At 73.6% G+C, this 18,588-nt stretch carries 18 protein-coding genes; 8 read left to right on the forward strand and 10 right to left on the reverse strand.

The genetic code is table 11. The features are described 5' to 3' along the window. Positions 1-20: 20 nt before the first annotated feature. A complete protein-coding gene (locus tag ABLM29_RS14310; RefSeq protein ID WP_349714821.1) occupies positions 21-455 on the reverse strand; it encodes a nucleoside deaminase in 435 nt (144 codons plus the stop codon). Between the two features lie 23 nt (positions 456-478). Next, the gene (locus ABLM29_RS14315) at positions 479-976 is read right to left on the reverse strand and encodes a tRNA adenosine deaminase-associated protein (protein ID WP_349714794.1); all 498 of its coding nucleotides are present in this window, start codon (positions 974-976) and stop codon (positions 479-481) included. A gap of 117 nt (positions 977-1,093) precedes the next feature. On the opposite strand from ABLM29_RS14315, the gene upp reads away from it, so the two are divergent. The 3 genes from upp (at position 1,094) to pntB (ending at position 4,927) form a co-directional block, all read left to right on the forward strand. Beyond that, a complete protein-coding gene (gene upp, locus ABLM29_RS14320) occupies positions 1,094-1,738 on the forward strand; it encodes a uracil phosphoribosyltransferase (protein WP_349714795.1) in 645 nt (214 codons plus the stop codon). 220 nt (positions 1,739-1,958) lie between these two features. Continuing rightward, positions 1,959-3,491: a Re/Si-specific NAD(P)(+) transhydrogenase subunit alpha gene (locus ABLM29_RS14325; protein WP_349714796.1), complete on the forward strand. Its 1,533-nt coding sequence runs from the start codon at positions 1,959-1,961 to the stop codon at positions 3,489-3,491. A gap of 5 nt (positions 3,492-3,496) precedes the next feature. After that, complete coding sequence (pntB, locus tag ABLM29_RS14330; RefSeq protein WP_349714797.1) at positions 3,497-4,927, forward strand: Re/Si-specific NAD(P)(+) transhydrogenase subunit beta; 1,431 nt, start codon at positions 3,497-3,499, stop codon at positions 4,925-4,927. A gap of 167 nt (positions 4,928-5,094) precedes the next feature. On the opposite strand, the gene thpR is transcribed toward pntB, so the two are convergent. The 4 genes from thpR to ABLM29_RS14350 all read right to left on the reverse strand — a co-directional run bounded on the left by thpR (position 5,095) and on the right by ABLM29_RS14350 (position 10,299). Continuing rightward, the gene (gene thpR, locus ABLM29_RS14335) at positions 5,095-5,670 is read right to left on the reverse strand and encodes an RNA 2',3'-cyclic phosphodiesterase (protein WP_349714798.1); all 576 of its coding nucleotides are present in this window, start codon (positions 5,668-5,670) and stop codon (positions 5,095-5,097) included. 65 nt (positions 5,671-5,735) lie between these two features. Next, positions 5,736-8,948 carry a family 78 glycoside hydrolase catalytic domain gene (locus ABLM29_RS14340; RefSeq protein WP_349714799.1) on the reverse strand — a complete coding sequence of 1,071 codons (3,213 nt, stop codon included), beginning with the start codon at positions 8,946-8,948 and terminating at the stop codon, positions 5,736-5,738. Between the two features lie 128 nt (positions 8,949-9,076). Further along, a complete protein-coding gene (locus ABLM29_RS14345) occupies positions 9,077-9,310 on the reverse strand; it encodes a putative antibiotic biosynthesis monooxygenase (protein ID WP_349714800.1) in 234 nt (77 codons plus the stop codon). A 2-nt stretch (positions 9,311-9,312) separates the two neighbouring features. Beyond that, positions 9,313-10,299, reverse strand: coding sequence for an NAD(P)/FAD-dependent oxidoreductase (locus tag ABLM29_RS14350; RefSeq protein ID WP_349714801.1), 987 nt, complete (start codon positions 10,297-10,299; stop codon positions 9,313-9,315). 77 nt (positions 10,300-10,376) lie between these two features. On the opposite strand from ABLM29_RS14350, the gene ABLM29_RS14355 reads away from it, so the two are divergent. The 5 genes from ABLM29_RS14355 to ABLM29_RS14375 all read left to right on the forward strand — a co-directional run bounded on the left by ABLM29_RS14355 (position 10,377) and on the right by ABLM29_RS14375 (position 15,362). Next, positions 10,377-10,976 carry a helix-turn-helix domain-containing protein gene (locus ABLM29_RS14355; RefSeq protein ID WP_349714802.1) on the forward strand — a complete coding sequence of 200 codons (600 nt, stop codon included), beginning with the start codon at positions 10,377-10,379 and terminating at the stop codon, positions 10,974-10,976. A 4-nt stretch (positions 10,977-10,980) separates the two neighbouring features. Further along, positions 10,981-13,686, forward strand: a complete 2,706-nt coding sequence (locus ABLM29_RS14360) for a winged helix-turn-helix domain-containing protein (protein WP_349714803.1) — start codon at positions 10,981-10,983, stop codon at positions 13,684-13,686. A gap of 124 nt (positions 13,687-13,810) precedes the next feature. Further along, complete coding sequence (locus tag ABLM29_RS14365; protein ID WP_349714804.1) at positions 13,811-14,485, forward strand: hypothetical protein; 675 nt, start codon at positions 13,811-13,813, stop codon at positions 14,483-14,485. Continuing rightward, on the forward strand, positions 14,482-15,150 hold the full coding sequence (locus ABLM29_RS14370; protein ID WP_349714805.1) for a DUF2306 domain-containing protein: 669 nt from the start codon (positions 14,482-14,484) through the stop codon (positions 15,148-15,150). The genes ABLM29_RS14365 and ABLM29_RS14370 overlap by 4 nt, the downstream gene beginning before the upstream one ends. Beyond that, on the forward strand, positions 15,147-15,362 hold the full coding sequence (locus ABLM29_RS14375) for a DUF8691 family protein (protein WP_349714806.1): 216 nt from the start codon (positions 15,147-15,149) through the stop codon (positions 15,360-15,362). Before ABLM29_RS14370 ends, ABLM29_RS14375 begins: the two co-directional genes overlap by 4 nt. Before the next feature lie 38 nt (positions 15,363-15,400). On the opposite strand, the gene ABLM29_RS14380 is transcribed toward ABLM29_RS14375, so the two are convergent. From ABLM29_RS14380 to ABLM29_RS14395, 4 genes are all read right to left on the reverse strand, one after another. Further along, a complete protein-coding gene (locus tag ABLM29_RS14380) occupies positions 15,401-15,634 on the reverse strand; it encodes a LuxR C-terminal-related transcriptional regulator (protein WP_349714807.1) in 234 nt (77 codons plus the stop codon). Beyond that, positions 15,631-16,266, reverse strand: coding sequence for a LutC/YkgG family protein (locus tag ABLM29_RS14385; RefSeq protein WP_349714808.1), 636 nt, complete (start codon positions 16,264-16,266; stop codon positions 15,631-15,633). The genes ABLM29_RS14380 and ABLM29_RS14385 overlap by 4 nt, the downstream gene beginning before the upstream one ends. Positions 16,267-16,344: 78 nt before the next feature. Beyond that, a complete protein-coding gene (locus ABLM29_RS14390; protein ID WP_349714809.1) occupies positions 16,345-17,814 on the reverse strand; it encodes a lactate utilization protein B in 1,470 nt (489 codons plus the stop codon). Next, the gene (locus ABLM29_RS14395) at positions 17,811-18,584 is read right to left on the reverse strand and encodes a (Fe-S)-binding protein (RefSeq protein WP_349714810.1); all 774 of its coding nucleotides are present in this window, start codon (positions 18,582-18,584) and stop codon (positions 17,811-17,813) included. The genes ABLM29_RS14390 and ABLM29_RS14395 overlap by 4 nt, the downstream gene beginning before the upstream one ends. Between the last annotated feature and the right edge of the window lie 4 nt (positions 18,585-18,588).

Genomic DNA, 18,588 nt, shown 5'->3' on the forward strand with positions numbered 1-18,588 from the left:
CCAGTCGGCTGGCCCGGGGCTCAGGCCCGGTGGGCGGCGAAGAAGGCCTCCAGCAGGGCCGCCGACTCCCCGGCCAGCACCCCGGCGACCACCTCGGGGCGGTGGTTGAGGCGCCGGTCCCGGACGACGTCCCAGAGGCTGCCGACGGCGCCGGCCTTGTCGTCGTACGCACCGAAGACGACGCGATCGACGCGGCTCAGCACGGCCGCGCCCGCGCACATCGTGCACGGCTCGAGCGTCACCACGAGCGTGCAGCCCGACAGTCGCCATTCGCCGCGGGCGCGGGCCGCGGCCCGCAGCGCCACCACCTCGGCGTGGCCGGTCGGGTCCGCCTCCGCCTCGCGCACGTTGCGTCCCGTGCCGACCACCGCGCCCGCCTCGTCGACGACCACCGCGCCGATCGGGACGTCACCCGTCGCCAGCGCGGCGCGCGCCTCCTCCAGCGCGGCCTCCATCGGGCCGCGCCACCGCCGGTCGCTCACGCCGAGGTGAGCCCGACCGCGTCGTCGAACTGCTCGCCGAAGCCGATGCTGCGCGCGACCTCGGAGAGCATCTCGTCGGGGTAGAGCTCCTCGTCGTCCAGCAGCACCGCCAGGTCCAGCGCCGGCATGCCCAGGTCGTGGAGCAGGTCCAGGTCGCCCGCCGGCGACGGCTCGTCCTCGTCGTCCTCCGGCAGCGGCAGCCCCAGGAACTCCACCGCCGTCGCGGCGAGCTCCCACTCGGTGGCGGCGGTGATGTCGGAGAGCAGCAGCCGCGCCCGGTGCGGCTCGACGCGGACCAGCAGGAAGAAGTCCTCGTCGACCGCGATCATCCCGATGGCGCCGCCCTCGCCCGCGAACCGGCGCAACGCTCCGATCAGGTCCTCGACGTCGTGGGCGTGGTCGGGCACGAGCTCGTCGACCACCCACTCGCCGTCCTCCAGGTACGCGGCGACCGCGAGGTCGGCGTCGGCCTCGGCCTCGTCCAGCTCGTTCATCGCGCGCTCCTCCCCGGGGCGTGGGGCCCAGTGGGACAAGCGTGACACGCGGGTGGCCGCATCGCCAGGGAGTTGGCGGCGGTGTCCGCGCGGTCACCCAACGACTAGGGTGCGAGCATGCGTACCCAGGTCGTCGACCACCCCCTCGTCGCCCACAAGCTGACCCACCTCCGCGACGAGAACACCGACTCACCGACCTTCCGGCACCTGGCCGACGAGCTGGTCACGCTGCTGGCCTACGAGGCCACGCGCGAGGTCCGGGTCGAGCCGCACGAGATCCGCACCCCGGTCGCGCCGACGACCGGCGTCCGGCTCGCCACCCCGCGGCCGCTGGTCGTGCCGATCCTGCGCGCCGGGCTCGGCATGCTCGACGGGATGATGCGGCTGCTGCCGACCGCGGAGGTCGGCTTCCTGGGCATGATCCGCAACGAGGAGACGCTCCAGGCGTCGACGTACGCCGAACGGCTGCCCGACGACCTGTCCGGCCGCCAGTGCTACGTCCTCGACCCGATGCTGGCCACCGGCGGCACCCTCGCGGCCGCGATCCGCTTCCTCGTCGACCGCGGCGCCGACCACATCACCGCGGTCTGCCTGCTCGCCGCGCCCGAGGGCTGCGCGAACCTCGAGAAGGAGATCGCCGACCTCGACGTGCCGATCACCGTGGTCACCGCGGCGATGGACGAGCGGCTCAACGAGAAGGGCTACATCGTCCCGGGCCTGGGCGACGCGGGCGACCGTCTGTACGGCGTCGCCGGCGGCTGATCCGCGCCGGTGGTTGAGGTGCGAGGCGCCCCGGCGCCGAGCCTCGAAACCGCCGCTGCGTAGGTGGTTTCGAGGCTCGCTTCGCTCGCACCTCAACCACCGAGGGTCGCCTCCGATGAGGCGGAGGTCACAGGCTCCCGGCGATGAGACGTCTACCACCGGCGCGGTCGCCTGTGTACGTTCGCGACCACTTGCGCCCTGGAGACATTGGGAGGAACAGGTGCTCATCGGCATCCCGCGCGAGTCGAAGGCAGGCGAGACACTCGTCGCCGCGACCGCGAAAACCGCCACCCAGCTGCGCCAGCTCGGCTACGACGTCATCGTCGAGTCCGGAGCCGGAGACGCCGCCGACCAACCCGACACCGCGTTCGCCGCGGCCGACATCCGCGTCGGCGGTGCCGAGGAGGTGTGGGGCGCCGACGTCGTGATCAAGGTCAACGCCCCCAGCGACGAGGAGATCGCCCGCCTGCGCCCCGGCACGACCGTCATCTCGATGATGGCCCCGGCCCGCAGCCCCGAGCTGCTGGAGAAGCTGCAGGCCGCCGGCGTCACCGCGTTGGCCATGGACGCGGTGCCGCGGATCTCGCGCGCCCAGTCCATGGACGTGCTCTCGTCGATGGCCAACGTCGCCGGCTACCGCGCCGTCGTCGAGTCCGCGCACGAGTTCGGCCGGATGTTCACCGGCCAGGTGACCGCGGCCGGCAAGATCCCGCCGGCCCGCGTCTTCGTGGTCGGCGCCGGCGTCGCCGGCCTCGCGGCGATCGGCGCCGCCTCGGCGATGGGCGCGATCGTCCGGGCCTTCGACGTACGGCCCGAGGTGGCCGAGCAGGTCGAGTCGATGGGCGCGGAGTTCGTCACCGTCGAGATGGAGCAGGAGGTCTCCTCCGACGGCTACGCCAAGGAGATGTCCGAGGCCCAGGTCGCCGCGACCGCGGCGATGTACGACGAGGAGGCCCGCGCCGCCGACATCGTCATCACCACCGCGCTGATCCCGGGCCGCCCGGCGCCGCAGCTCGTCACCGCCGAGACCATCGCCGCGATGCGCGGCGGCTCGGTGATCGTCGACATGGCCGCCGCCAACGGCGGCAACGCGGCGCTGACGGTGACCGACGAGCGCGTGGTGACCGAGAACGGCGTGACGATCCTCGGCTACACCGACCTCGCCGGCCGGCTCGCGGCGCAGACCTCGCAGCTCTACGGCACCAACATCGTCAACCTGCTCAAGCTGCTCACCCCCGAGAAGGACGGTGAGCTGACCCTCGACATGGACGACGTCGTGCAGCGCGGCATCACCACGGTGCTGGGCGGGGAGTCGATGTGGCCCCCGCCGCCGGTCCAGGTCTCGGCCGGCGCCCCGGCCCCGGCCGCCCCCGAGCCGGTCGAGGCGGCGCCGCCGAAGGCGCCGATGACGCAGGAGCGCAAGCTCGGCATCGTCGGCGTGGCGGCCGCCGCGCTGTTCCTGCTGGTCGGGTTCTCGCCCGCGCAGCTCCAGCTGAACCTGACGGTCTTCGCGCTGGCGATCGTGATCGGCTACTACGTCATCGGGCACGTGCACCACGCGCTGCACACCCCGCTGATGTCGGTGACCAACGCGATCTCCGGGATCATCGTGGTCGGCGCCCTGCTCCAGATCGGCAAGGGCGACACCGCGATCACGATCATCTCGTTCGTGGCGATCCTGCTCGCCAGCATCAACATCTTCGGTGGCTTCGCGGTGACCCGCCGCATGCTCGCCATGTTCTCCAGGAGCTGACTGACATGGACCTCACCTCTGCGTCGGTCGCGGCGTACCTCGTCGCCGCACTGCTCTTCGTCCTCGCGCTGGCGGGCCTGTCCCGCCACGAGTCGGCCAGGCTCGGCAACACCTTCGGCATCCTCGGCATGGCGGTGGCGCTGGTCGCCACGGTCGCCCTGGCCATCGACACCGACATCGACACCCTCGGCACGGTGCTGCTGATCGTCGCCGTCGGCCTGGGCGCGGCGATCGGGCTCAACCTGGCCCGCACGGTCGAGATGACCGGCATGCCCGAGCTGATCGCGCTCCTGCACAGCTTCGTCGGCCTCGCCGCGGTGCTGGTCGGCTGGAACGGCTACCTGCACATCGAGAACCACCCGCACGGGTTCGACGCCCTGGAACTGGAAGCGCTCGGGCTGCTCGGCATCCACAGCGCCGAGGTCTTCATCGGCGTCTTCATCGGCGGCGTCACCTTCACCGGCTCGATCGTGGCCAACCTGAAGCTGTCGGCGAAGATGAAGTCCGCTCCCCTGGTGCTGCCGGGCAAGAACGCCCTCAACCTCGGCGCGCTCGCGCTCTTCGCGGCGCTGACCGTCTGGTTCGTGATCGACCCGCAGCTGTGGCTGCTGATCGTGGTCACCGCGATCGCCCTGGCGCTCGGCTGGCACCTGGTCGCCTCGATCGGCGGCGGCGACATGCCGGTCGTGGTCTCGATGCTCAACAGCTACTCCGGCTGGGCCGCGGCCGCCTCGGGCTTCCTGCTCAACAACAACCTGCTGATCATCGTCGGCGCGCTGGTCGGCTCCTCCGGTGCCTACCTCTCCTACATCATGTGCAACGCGATGAACCGGTCGTTCATCTCCGTCATCGCGGGCGGCTTCGGCATCGAGGCCGGCCCGGCCGAGGACAAGGACTACGGCGAGCACCGGGAGATCCAGGCCGACGCCGCCGCCGAGCTGCTCGCCAACGCCTCGTCCGTCGTGATCACGCCGGGCTACGGCATGGCGGTGGCGCAGGCGCAGTACCCGGTGGCGGAGCTGACCGCCAAGCTGCGCGCCAAGGGCGTCGACGTACGGTTCGGCATCCACCCGGTCGCCGGCCGCCTGCCCGGCCACATGAACGTGCTGCTGGCCGAGGCCAAGGTGCCCTACGACATCGTGCTCGAGATGGACGAGATCAACGACGACTTCCCGGAGACCGACGTCGTCCTGGTCATCGGCGCCAACGACACCGTCAACCCGGCCGCCGCCGAGGACCCGTCCTCGCCGATCGCGGGGATGCCGGTCCTGGAGGTCTGGAACGCCAAGGACGTGATCGTCTTCAAGCGCTCCATGGCCACCGGGTACGCCGGCGTGCAGAACCCGCTGTTCTTCCGGGAGAACAGCCAGATGCTCTTCGGCGACGCCAAGGAGCGGGTGGACGACATCCTGGAGTCGCTGCGCGTGCTGACCTGACGCATCGCGTCGTACGGCGAAGGGCCGGATCCGCCATGGGCGGGTCCGGCCCTTCGTCACATCAGCCCCATGAATCACCGGTCGACAGGTGATTCATGCGCTTGACAGGCATTGCAACGCCTGTCAAGCGTCGGAACCACCGGTCGACCGGTGATTCCGACCGCCGCTCAGCCGCCGATCGGGATCTCCGCCACCGTCTGGTACCGCGGCCGCCCGCCCGGCCCCTCGCCGAGGTGCGAGGCGATCACGGCCACCTCGTAGACGGGCCAACCGGGGCCCTCGTAGGTCTCCAGCAGCCGCACCCAGTTGGTGGTGTCGGCCGGCTGGCGCAGCCGGGCGAGGGTCAGGTGCGGGCGGTACCGCTGGCCGTCCACCTTCGTGCCGACGTTGACCGCGGCGTTGCGGGCCCGACCGGCCATCCGCTCCAGCACGACGTCGGCGGCCTCGCTGACCGGGTCGATCCCGACCGCCAGCACGCGGGTGGTGGCGGCGTCCGGGAAGACCACCGGGCCCTTCAGCCGCAGGTCGGGGATCGGCGTCCGCTCCAGGCCCTCGGCCAGCCGGTCGACGTAGTCGTCGATCAGTTGGTCGTCGACGTCGGGGAGGAACGCCAGGGTGATGTGGAACTGCGCGGGGATCGACCAGCGGAAGTCGGCGGCGGCGCGGCGCGGCTCGAGGAACGCCTCGAGGTGCTCCACGGCCTCCTCCGACGGGATGACGGCGGCGAACAGACGGGTGCCCATCGGTCCATCATCCCGCCCGGCCGGTGCCCGGCGCGCCCCGATATCGCGCGCCGGGCCCGGCGGCGTCAGCGGCAGACCGCGGTCAGCCGCTCGTCCTCCCGCACCGCGTCACCGGCGGCCACGCTGAGCACGTGGCAGCCGGCCGGCACCTCGGCGTACAGATAGCCGCGCTCCCGCTCCGCGGGGACGGCCCGGCCGTCGACGTACAGCACGTCCCCGTCGGCCCCGGCGGCCGGGACGTGGACGGTGGCGACCGTGTTGCCGGGCACCGCGACGCCCACGTCGGTGCGCCCGTCGTGCTGGTGGAACGCGGCACCGATCCGGCCCTTGAGCGTCGGCAGGGTAACGTGGCCCCACTCCAGCTCGCCCGCCTGCGGGCGCACCGTGTAGGTGGCGTAGCCCGGCGTGGTCGGGCGGATGCCGAACAGTCCCTGCGGCACGTTGTACGCCGGCGAGGCGGCCCACGGGTGCGAGTAGGTCATGTTCGACTTCAGCGACGCGTCCCAGGCCTCCGCGGTGGCGCCGGCGCCGTTGCGGATCATGTTGATCCAGCTCCGGGTGCCGTCGTCGGTGAGCAGGTCGAGGGCCAGGTCGCCCCGGTCGCCGTTGTAGAGCGACTCGATCACGAACGCCGCGCAGTAGACGCTGCACCGCATGCCCTGGCCGCCGACGTACTCGGCCGCGCGGGCCGCCCGGTCGGCGTCCGGGACCCCGAACGCGCTGGCGAAGACGCTGGCGTGCACGGCGCGGTGGTCGACCGGGGTGCGGTCCGCGTTGAGGCCGTCGCGGTAGGCGCCGGCGGCGTCGTCCCACAGGTACTCGTTCATCGCGTCCCGCAGCCGGGCGCCGGTGGCGGCGAAGTCGCCGGCGTCGGCGTCCTCACCCACGGCGGTGGCGATCGCGGACATGTCCATGAACGCGCGGTAGCTGATCGCGTTGATCACCGTGTTGTAGGGCCGGAACACGTAGCCGTCGCGCTCGGAGGAGGGCCAGTCGACGATGTCGCAGTCGGTCTGGCTGCTGCAGCCGTTGGAGCGGCTGTCCTTGCGGATCAGGCCGGTCGACTCCTCGACCCACTGGGTCGGCAGCTTGGCGACCAGCTGGTCGTAGCTGCGCTCGAGCTGCGCCAGGTCCCCGGTCTGCTGGTAGCTGTCGTGCATCGCGAGGATCGTGTAGAGCGGCCACTCGGTCGGCCAGGTGCGCCGCGTCAGCAGGTAGTCGATCGAGTAGTTGCCCAGCGTCGGGTCGGACGAGGTGAAGAAGTTCGCCATCATCTGCAGGTAGCTGTCGGCCTCGTAGGGCTCGCGCTCGCGGGTCCAGGAGTCGACGTACAGGTTGTGGTTGGTCGCCTCCACCGTGTTGCGCGAGAGCCGCCAGACCTGGTTGAGGGCGTCGTCGGAGGAGTCGAAGACGGCGCCCTCGGTGTCGAACGGGTAGACCTGCGCCAGCGCCGGGAAGTCCTCGATGCCGAGGCCGGTCGGCGCGCCGAGCACCTCCAGGTAGCGGAAGACGCGCATGCCCCAGGTCTCCAGGTGCTGCTCGCCCTCGGCCAGGGTCCAGACGTCCTTGTACTGGTTGCCGGTGCGCATGTTGGAGCGCACCTCCTGCGGACCCCACAGCTCCTCGCCGAACCGGAGCTCGACCTGCTGGCCGGCGGTGCCGACCAGGTCGGTGCTGAGGCCGCCGATCCAGGTGCGGCCGTAGTCGACGAAGTAGCGGCCCGGCTCCTTCTCGACGACCTCGACGGGCAGCTCGAGCCGCTGCGCGACCTTGTCGGTCGGGGTGGCGACGAGGTCGTCGTACGCCGCCAGCTCGCGCGCCGGCACCCAGGCCGCGTCGTCGAAGCCCGGGCTGTCGAAGCCGACCGGGTACGCCGCCGACCGGATGTTCTCCTTCGGCGCGGTGAAGTAGCCGGTGCCGATCGAGCCGGCCGCCGGGAAGACGGTCTCACCGGGCATCGCCGACCAGTCCGAGCCGGTGCCGAAGGACTCGGTGGAGCCGTCCCGGTAGCCGACGACGAGCTGCGCCTGGAAGCCGCGGTCGCGGGTCGACCAGGCCAGCGCCCCGAGGGCGTTGGCCTCGCCCTGGCGAACCAGGTCGGTGACGTCGAAGCCGTCGTAGCGGGTCTCGCCAGCGATCGAGCGCACCGGGCCGAGGCCCACGAACTCGCCGTTGAGCCAGAGCTTGTAGACGTACTGGCGGCCGGGCTCGGGCGAGGAGCCGGTGGCGAAGACGGTCGCCCACTCGATCTCCTTGTCGGCCGGGGTGACCTCGTCGCGCAGGAACGCCCAGTCCGCGCCGCTCAGGCCGTAGACGCAGTTCTGGCCGGTGCCGACGTTCAGCCGGCCGCCGTCGACGGAGGCGCAGGAGAAGTCGCTGCTGGGGGCGGAGAAGTCGTTGGCGTACAGGACCCGGCCGTCGGCGGCCGTCACGGAGAGGTCGTCCCACGAGCTGCGCTCGAAGCCGCCGGTGCGGAAGCCGATCGTGCCGGAGGAGAAGCGCACGTCGGTGGTGGTGTCGATCAGGCGGTCGTCGAGGTAGGTGCGGACGGTCGAGCCGGCGACCTCGAGCCGGAGCCGGTGGTCCACGCCGCGCTCGAGGTTCACGCCGAGCGGCGTCGAGGAGAGCTGGGCGTAGCCGCCGTTGACCCGCTGGTGCGGGGCGAGGGTGTTGACGCCGTCGCCGCGCAGCTGCCACATCAGGTAGTTGTTGGCGTCCTGGGCGTTGAAGACGATCGTCGCGTTCTGCGTGGTGATCGAGAACGTCGCCTCGAGGGTGTAGTCGTGCCACCCGAGCGGCGCGGGGTCACCCAGCCAGATCGGGGTGCTGGCGTCCCAGTCGCCGCCGAGGGCCGTGCCGAACCGCGCGGGGCGCGACCACGGCGACCGCTTGCCGCCGCCGTCCCAGGTGCGGACCTGCCAGGCGTAGGAGGCGCCGCGGGCGAGCTCCGGGCCGGCGTACGGGACGTTGGTGCTGGCGCCGGAGTCGACGCGGCCGGAGTCCCAGACGAACCGGCCGGCGGCGAGGCGCGAGCGGCTGGTGGCGACCTGGACCTGGTACGCCGTCTGGCCGGCCGACGGCACCTGCCACCCGAGGAGGGGGCCGGTGACGTCGTCGACGTCAGCCGGCGCCGTGCGCTGGCCGACGGTCAGGCCGGTGGGCTGCGGGCTGCCCGAGGGCGACGGGTCTGCCTGTGCCGGCGCGAGCACGGCGCTCAGCAGCGCCACGAGCAGCGCCCCGACGGCGAGCACCAGGATGGATGGGCGGCGACCTGACAACGTTGTCTCCCTCGGTGAGCCTGAAACGATTCAGACGCACGCTAGGGGCTTGGTGACGGCCGTCACAAGGGGCGTGGCCGGATGCGGCCACCCTGCGCCGCCGCGCCACTCGGGGACGCGGCGGCCGGTCATCGCGGCGCGCCGCGCAGCAGGATCCGGGCCCGTACCCGGTGCAGCCGGGGCATCAGGCCGTAGATCACGATCGGCACGGCGACGGTGGAGAGCACGAACGTCCGCAGCACGGGCGGGAGGTCGGCCAGCAGGCCGCCCAGCGCCAGGTTCAGCAGGGTGAGGGTGGGGAAGACGGCGACCCAGATCATCAGGGCGAGCTGATGCTTGGTCGGGGGCGGCACGGGAATCATGGTCAGGCTCCTTCGGGGGTGAGTGATCCGCCCGGGTCGACCGACCCGAGGCGCAGGGCGTGGACGGCGAGGTGCACGTCCTCGTCAACGAGGTCGTTGTTGATCGCGATGGCGGCGGCGGACCCCTCGCCGGCGGCCGTGATGACCTGGGCACGCGGATCGACCACGTTGCCGGCCACCCAGACCCCGGGCTGGCTGGTGCGACCCGTCGGGTCGGCGACCACCCAGCCGGCGTCGTCGGTGGCGCAGCCGAGACCGACGAGCAGGTCGCCGTGCGGCACGAACGCCGGCCGGACGAAGACGGCGTCGCGTTCGACGCGGCGTCCGTCGGCCAGCTCGACGCCGGCCAGCCGGTCGTCCTCGACCGCCAGGCGCGCGACCGCCCCCTCGACGACCTCGATCCCCCGGGCGCGCAGCATCTCGCTCTCGGAGTCGCCCAGCGGCACGCCGCCCTCGAAGAAGGTGACGTCGCCAGACCACTGGCGGACGATCAGCGCGTGGGCCACCGCCCCGGCGCCGCCGAGGACGCCGAGGCGCCGATCGCGGACCTCGTGGCCGTGGCAGTACGGGCAGTGCAGCAGGTCGCGGCCCCACCTCTCGCGCACCCCGGGGAGGTCCGGCAGCACGTCGCGCAGGCCGGTCGTCACCAGCACCCGGCGGGCGAGCAGGAGGTCGCCGCCGGCGAGCGCGACGGCGAAACCGCCGGCCCCGGCCCGCCGGACCGCGGTGACCCGGCCGGCGACCAGCTCGCCGCCGTAGGAGGCGATCTCGGATCGTCCCGTCGCCAGCAGCTCGGACGGCGGGAGCCCGTCGCGGGAGAGGAAGCCGTTCATCCTCCCGGCGGAGGCGTTGCGGGGCGCGCCGGCATCGACCACGACCGTGCGTCGACCGGCGCGGGCGAGGACGAGGGCGGCCGAGAGTCCGGCGGCCCCGCCGCCGACGACGACCACGTCGTACCGGGACGGTGTGGAGGTGAAGGTCTCAGTCATGCCACGAGCGTCGCCGCCGCGATCCCCGGCGACAACGAGTGTTGCCATTCCTGGGAATCGGGCGCTGCAATGGTCCCGTGACCCACCCCGCCGGCGACCCCGGTGCCCTGAGCGCGGCCCTCGAGCTGGTCGGTCCCCGGCTGCGCAGCGTCCGCGAGTCGCGCGGGATCACCCTGACCGACGTCGCGGGCCGTACCGGCATCTCCAAGAGCACCCTGTCGCGACTCGAGAACGGCCAGCGCAAGCCCAGCCTCGAGCTCCTGCTCCCGCTCGCCCAGGCCTACCAGGTGCCGCTCGACGACCTGGTCGGCGCGCCCGAGGTCGGCGACCCCCGGATCCGGCTCAGGCCGCGGCGGGTCAACGGCCGGCTGGTCGTGCCGCTGACCCGCCATCCGGGTGAGGTCCAGGCGTGGAAGATCGTGGTTCCGGCTCGGCAGTCGGTACCGCAGCCCCGCAGCCACGACGGCTACGAGTGGCTCTACGTCCTGACGGGGCGGATGCGGCTCGTGCTCGGCGACCGGGACCACGTCCTCGGCCCCGGCGAGGCCGCCGACTTCGACACCCGGGTGCCGCACTGGTTCGGCAGCACCGGCGAGGGGCCGGCGGAGCTGCTGAGCATCTTCGGGCGTCCCGGCGAGCGGATGCACGTGCGCGCGACGTCGCAGGGCGAGGACTGATCCGATGCCGGTCCTCCGCACCAAGCTGCACCTCCCGGTGCCCCGGCGGCGGCTGGTGCCGCGCGGTCGGCTGGTCGACCGCCTCGACGCCGACACGCCCCCGCGCCTGGTCCTGGTCGCCGCGCCCGCCGGCTTCGGGAAGACCACGCTCCTCACCCAGTGGCTGGAGCGCTGGGTGGGCGAGGCGGGCGAGGCCGACCGCCGGGTGGCCTGGCTGGCGCTGGACCCGGTCGACGCCGACGTACGGCGGTTCCTGACCCTCGTGATCGCGGCCGTCCGGACCGCAGCACCCGAGGCCGGCGTCGAGGCGGCCGCGCTGCTGGAGGGCACCGCCACCCCCGACCCCCGGACCGTCGTGTCCAGCCTGGTCAACGACCTCGACCTGCTGTCCGGGCGGACGGTGCTGGCCCTCGACGATTACCACGTCCTCGACGACCGCAGCGTCCACGACGTCGTGGGGTTCCTGCTCGACCACCTGCCGCCCCAGGTCACCCTGGCGATGACGACCCGCGCGGATCCCCCGCTGGCGCTGCCCCGGCTGCGCGCGCGGGGCGAGATGGTGGAGATCCGCGCCGGGGACCTCCGCTTCACGCCGGAGGAGGCCGACCGCTTCCTCAACGGTGTGATGGATCTGAGCCTGCCACCCGCGCTCGTGGACGCCCTGGAGAGCAGGACCGAGGGCTGGGCCGCCGGGCTCCAGCTCGCCGCGCTCTCGGCGGCCGCCCGGGCCGACGGCGACGTCGCCGCCTTCGTCGAGGCGTTCTCCGGCAGCCACCGCTTCGTGCTCGACTACCTGGTCGAGGAGGTGCTCGACCGGCAGCCTCCTTCCGTCCGGCAGTTCCTTCTCGCCACCTCCGTGCTCGACCAGCTGTGCGGGGACCTGTGCGACGCCGTCACCGGCGGTGCCGACGGGGCCGACCAGCTGCACGCGCTCGAGCGCGCCAACGTCTTCCTGGTGCCGCTGGAGGAGGAACGGCGCTGGTACCGCTACCACCACCTCTTCGCCGAGGTCCTCCGCGCGCGGCTCTCCACCCAGCAGCCCGAGCGGGTCGGCGGGCTGCACGCCGCCGCGAGCCGGTGGTACGCCGGCGAGGGGATGGTCCCGGACGCCATGCGGCACGCCCTCGCGGGCGGTGACCACGAGCGCACCGCCGACCTGTTCGAGCTGGACGTCCCGCGCCTGCGACGCGCCCGCGACGTCCGCGCGCTGGAGGAGTGGCTGGTCGCCCTGCCCGAGGAGGTCGTGCGCCGCCGGCCGCTGCTCGCCGTCCAGATGGCGTGGCTGCACCTGTCCGCGGGGGACGTAGCGGGGGTCCCGGGTTGGCTCGATGCGGTCCAGTCGGGCCTCCGCGGGGCGCCCGCGCCGCTCGCCGCGCCCGCCGCGCTGGCCGACGCGGCGCGGGACCGGGAGGCGGAGCTCGGCTCGCTGCCCGCGGTCGTCGCGATGTACCGCGCCTCCGTCGCCCAGGCCGCCGGCGACGTCGAGGACACGATCGCCCGGGGACGCGAGGCGATCGACCTGGCGGGACCCGACGACCACTTCCCGCGCGCGGCCGGGGCGGCGTTCGTCGGCATGGCCGCCTGGGCCGAGGGCGACCTGGAGGCGGGCGTGGAGGCGTTCACCGAGACTGCCACCGGCCTGGCCGCGGCGGGCATGGTGGCCGACGAGCTCGGCACGACGGTGATGCTCGCCAGCCTGTGGCTCGGGCTCGGCCGGCCCGACGAGGCGCGGCGCCTCTACGAGCGGGCGGTCACCCGGGCCGACAGCCACCCCGGCCCGGTGCTGAGCACGACCGGCGACCTCCACGTGGGGCTGGCCGACGTGCTCCGCGAGCAGGGTCACCTCGACGAGGCGGCGCACCACCTCGAGGTGGCCAGGTCGCTGGGCGACGCCGCTTTGCTGCCGGAGCACCGGCACCGGTGGTTCACCGCGATGGCCGGCCTGCTGCGCACCCGCGGCGACCTCGACGCGGCGGTCCGGATGCTCGACGAGGCGGAGCCGCTCTTCCGCCCCGGCTTCTACCCCGATGTCCGGCCGATCGCGGCGACCCGGGCGCAGTTGTGGCTCCTGCTGGGGCGGCACGAGGAGGCCGAGGGGTGGGCGCGCGCCCGCGGTGTCACCGCCGACGACCCGCCGGAGTTCCTCGCCGAGCACGACCAGCTCACGCTGGCGCGGCTGCTCGTCGCCGGCTCCCGTGCACGGGACGCGCTGCCGCTCCTGGACCGGGTGGTCGGCGCCGCGGAGGCCGCCGGCCGGGGCGGGAGCGTCGTCGAGGCGTACACCGTGCGGGCCCTCGCCCACGACGCCGCCGGGAGCGCCGGCCCCGCCCTCGACGACCTCGCTGCGGCCCTGGCGACCGGGGTCCCCGTCGGCTACCGACGCCTCATCCTCGACGAGGGCGGGTCGATGATCCGCCTGCTGGAGCGCCTCGCGGCCGCGGGCGACCCTCACGCCCCGCTCCTGCTGGACGCCCGACCCGGCCCCGCCGCCCGCGCGACCGCGGCGCGCGGCGGTCCCGAGGGTCTCAGCGACCGGGAGCTCGAGGTGCTGCGGCTGCTGGCGACGGAGCTCAGCGGTCCGGAGATCGCCGGCCGGCTCTTCGTCTCGGTGAACACGCTGCGCACCCACACCAAGCACATCTTCACCAAGCTCGACGTCAACAACCGGCGCGCCGCCGTCCGTCGCGGCGGCGAGCTCGGGCTGCTGTGACCGGGTCCCGCCCCGCGACTCACCCCGCCGGTCACATCACGTGGTGATGCGCGCTCACCAGGCCGGTTCCTAGCGTCACGGGCATCGCCGGACACCCCGTCCGGCTCGACCGACAGGGACCGACATGACCGTCACCGCCCGCGGCCTGACACAGGCCTCCGCCGTCGCCGCCGTGATCGCCGGCGTCCTCTTCATCGGCGTCCAGCTGGGGCACCCCCACTTCGACGCCCAGTCCATCCAGACCACCGAGGTGAAGGTGCGCGACACCCTGAAGGTGGTCATGTGCGTGCTCTCGCTCGCGGGCATCGCCGGGCTCTACCTCAGCCAGGTCCGCCGCAACGGCGTCCTCGGGCTGATCGGGTGGCTCGTCCTCAGCCTCGGCTACCTCCTGATGGTGGGCATGACCTTCGCCGCCGCCTTCGTGCTGCCGACCATCGCCGCCTCCGATCCCGAGTACGTCGACGATGCGATCGCCGTGGTGACCGGCGAGTCACCCGTGGGGGACGTCGGCGCCTTCGCGACCGTCATCCAGCTCCAGGGAGCGGCGTACCTCGCCGGTGGCCTGCTGCTCGGGATCGCGCTGCTCCGCGCCCGCGTCCTCGCGCGGTGGGCGAGCGCCCTGCTCGCGGTCGGCGGCGTGGTCACCGTCGCCCTGTCGGTGATGCCCGACGCGTTCTACCGGCTGCTGGCCTTCCCCAACGGCATCGCGATGATCGGCCTCGGCGTCTCGCTCTGGCTGAGCCAGCGGGAGACGTCGCGCGAGCCCGCCACCGCCGACGACCTCGCGCCGGTCCGATGAGCACCCGCGAGCGGGGCTGGCCGGTACCGGTCGGGCTGGCGGCCCTCAGCGCGATCCCGGTGGCCGCCGGCCTGCTGCGACTGGTCCAGCTCTCCGGCGGGGCGACCCCGCTGCCCGCCGACCCGCGCTTCTCCGGCTTCCCGCTCGCGCTCGTCGCGCACATCATCGGGTCGGCGACGTTCGCCCTGGTGGGCATCGTCCAGCTCGTGCCCCGCCTCCGCCGCCGGCACCTGGACCGGCACCGCCGGACCGGCCGGGTGCTGGTCGCGGCCGGGCTGGTCGTGGCCGGGTCGGGGCTGTGGCTCACCCTGTTCTACGCGGCCCATCCCGGGACCGGGCCCCTGCTCCTCGCCCTGCGCCTGCTCGTCGGGTCGTCCGTGGCGGGCTTCCTCCTGCTGGGGATCGCGGCCGCACGCCGCCACGACGTCCCCGCGCACCGCGCCTGGATGATCCGTGCCTACGCGCTCGCGCTGGGGGCGGGCACCCAGGCCTTCACCGAGGGCATCGGCGGCGCCCTGCTCGGCACCGGGGAGCTGCGCGGCGATCTCTACAAGGCCGCCGGGTGGCTCCTCAACCTCGCCGTCGCGGAGGCGCTCATCCGGAGGCCCGGCCGACGGCCTGCCGCACCGGGGCCGGCACGTTCCGCGCTGGTGGTGCAGCAATGACCGCGCGCGCGACGTACGCCATCCGGGTGGCGGGCCACCTCGAGGACCACTGGGCCGACCGGCTCGGCTGCGCCGACCTCCGGCGGGAGGAGCGCGGGACCACCTCGCTCGTCGTCGCCGTCACCGACGACGCCCAGCTCCAGGGCGTCCTCGGCTCGCTGAGCGATCTCGGTGCGTCGCTGCTCGAGCTGCGCGTCGTAGAACGGCGCTGACGGCAGTGGCAGCCCGGCGCCCTCTCGGAGCGAGCGGGTCAGATCAGGCCGCGGCGCACCGCGTGCACCACGACCTCGATCGTCGACCCCACGCCCAGGTCGTCGGCGGCCGCGCGCAGGCGCCGCCGCACGGTGCGGTCGGAGACGTCGAGCTGGCGGGCGATGGAGCCGATGGTGCGCCCGGTCGCGACCAGCTCCAGCACGGCGACGTCCTCCGACCCCGCCTCCCAGGAGAAGCCCGAGTCCGCCGGAGCGTCGATCCGAGCGCTCACGGGGCTCCGGCGCCGCCGACCACGATCACGGTCAGGTGGCGCGGTCCGTGCACGCCCTCCACGCGGGAGAGCTCGATGTCGCTGGTCGCGCTGGGGCCGCTGATCCAGGTGAGCGGCCGCTGCGGGTCGAGCAGCGCCACCGCGTCCGGCACGTCCGGCACGACCTGGTCGGCGTGGACCACGCAGACGTGGCGGTCCGGGACCAGCGTGATCGCACGGCGGCCCTGGTCGGCCTGGTGGTCCAGCACGATCGTCCCGGTCTCGGCGATGCCGACCCGGCAGGCCGTGACCACGGCGTCGACCGCGTCCAGCGCGGCGGCGCTCAGGCCGTCGTCGGGGAGCACCTCGCCGTCGATCCCGGCCACCACCTCGCGGGGCAGCGCGTCGGGGACGACCACCCGGGAACCGGCCGGCACCGCGTCGGCGACCGCCGCTGCGACCCCCTCGGGGCCGCAGCGCACGACGACCGCGCGGTAGTCCTCGACCCGCTCGGCGAACAGGTCGAGCACCTGCTCCGGCGAGGCCGCCACGGCGCCCGGCGGCGCCACCACGGGCGACTGCTCGGCGGCGGTGGGCTCGACGTCGGCCAGGGCCGCGCGGACCCGGCCCAGGATCTCCTCGCGGGCGCTCATCGGCTGCTCCTGGGCTCGGTGATGGGTGGTTTCGAGGCTCGCTCCGCTCGCACCTCAACCACCGGCAGCGCTCGCACCTCAACCACGGGGGGTCTCCTTCCGGCCGCCATCCGTCCGCTCCCACCAGGCGCGGAAGGACTCCGCCGGAGGCACGGGCATGTCGCGCGCGTCCGTCCAGGCCGCGCCCGGCCCGGGCAGCCGGCCCAGCGTCGTACGACGCCGGCCGAGCACCTTGCCGGCCAGGCCGGAGAGCCTCTCGAGCCGGCCGAGGCGGCCGCCGTCGCCGAACGCCCACGCCGCTCCGCGGAACGCCGCGGCCTCGGGCTTGGGCAGCCGGTCGTCGCGGTGGCCGTCGACCACCTTCGAGCGCAGGTGCACCAGCACCTCGGGGATGTCGATCCGCACCGGGCACGCCTCGAAGCAGGCGCCGCACAGCGTCGAGGCGTAGGGCAGCGAGTCGGTCTGCGGGTCACCCGTGCCCTTGAGCAGCGGGTTGAGGATCGCGCCGATCGGGCCGGGGTAGACCGAGCCGTAGGAGTGGCCGCCGGTGCGCTCGTAGACCGGGCAGACGTTGAGGCAGGCCGAGCAGCGGATGCAGCGCAGCGCCTGGCGGCCGACCTCGTCGGCGAGCGCCCGGGTGCGGCCGTTGTCGAGCAGCACCACGTGCACCTCCTGCGGGCCGTCGCCGGGCGTCACGCCGGACCAGGTGGAGGTGTAGGGGTTCATCCGCTCGCCGGTCGAGGAGCGCGGCAGGAGGCGCAGCAGCGGGTCGAGCTCGTCCCAGGTGGGGACGACCTTCTCGATGCCGACCACGGAGACCAGCACCTCGGGCAGGGTCAGGCACATCCGGCCGTTGCCCTCGGACTCGACGACCACCAGCGTGCCGGTGTCGGCGACCGCGAAGTTGGCACCGGAGACCGCCACCTTGGCGCGCAGGAACTTCTCGCGCAGGTGCTCGCGGGCGGCGCCGGCCAGCACCGCCGGCTCGTCCGTCAGGTCGTCCGGCGCCGGCCGGCCCACTCCTGCCATCTCGCGGAGGAAGATCTCGCGGACCTCGGCGCGGTTGCGGTGGATCGCGGGCACCAGGATGTGGCTGGGCAGGTCGCCGCCGAGCTGGACGATCAGCTCGGCGAGGTCGGTCTCCCAGGCCGCGATGCCGGCTTCGGCGAGCGCCTCGTTGAGGCCGATCTCCTGGGTGACCATCGACTTGACCTTGACCACCTCGTCGACCGCGTGCCGCTGCGCGACCGCGGTGACGATGGCGTTGGCCTCGGCGGCGTCGCGGGCCCAGTGCACGATCGCGCCGCGGGCGGTCAGCGACTCCTCGAGGCGGACCAGGTTCTCCTCCAGCGAGCGCAGGGCGCGGTCCTTGACCGCCGCGCCGGCGAGCCGGACGTCCTCCCAGTTCTCCACCTCCCCGACGACCGCCGCGCGCTTGGCGCGGATGGTGCCGGTGGCGTGGGCCAGGTTGTGCCGCAGCTGGGTGTCGGCCAGGGCCTCCCGCGCCGCAGTCGGGAACTTCGGCATGCCGACGAAGGTGCCGCTCATCGGGCCGCCCCCCTCGACGCCGGCGCCGGCTCGTCCTCGGTGGCGGCCAGGATCTCGGCCAGGTGCATCACCCGGACGCCGCTGCGCTGCCGGTCGAGCAGGCCGCCGATGTGCATCAGGCACGAGTTGTCGCCGGCCACCAGCACCTCGGCACCGGTCTCGCGCACGTGGCGGACCTTGTCGCTGCCCATCGCGACCGACGTGTCGGCGTTCTTCAGCGCGAACGTGCCGCCGAAGCCGCAGCACTGGTCCGCGCCGGGCAGCTCGACCAGGCGCAGCCCGCGCACGGACTCCAGCAGCCGCCGGGGCCGGTCGCCGACCCCGAGCATCCGCAGGGAGTGGCAGGTCGGGTGGTAGGTCACCTTGTGCGGGAAGTACGCGCCCACGTCGGTCACGCCGAGGACGTCGACGAGGAACTCGGTCAGCTCGTACGTTGGCGGCGCCTCCGCCACGGCGCGCGCGAGGCCGGGGTCGCTGCCGTTGTCGGCGGCGCGCTTGGCGACCAGCCCGTGCTGGTGCCGCGCGGAGCCGGCGCAGGAGCCGGACGGCGTCACCACGGCGTCGTACCCGGAGAAGGCGTCGACGAACGAGCGGACCGCGGGCACCGCCTCGTCCAGGTAGCCGGTGTTGACCATCGGCTGACCGCAGCAGGTCTGGGCCTGCGGGAAGTCGACCTCCACCCCGAGACGGCGGAGCAGCCGTACGACGGCGGCCCCCGTGCCGGGGAACATCGCGTCGTTCACGCAGGTGACCATGAGCGCTACGCGCATGGTG

It is taken from the genome of Nocardioides sp. YIM 152588, from assembly GCF_040191335.1.
GTDB lineage: Bacteria > Actinomycetota > Actinomycetes > Propionibacteriales > Nocardioidaceae > Nocardioides.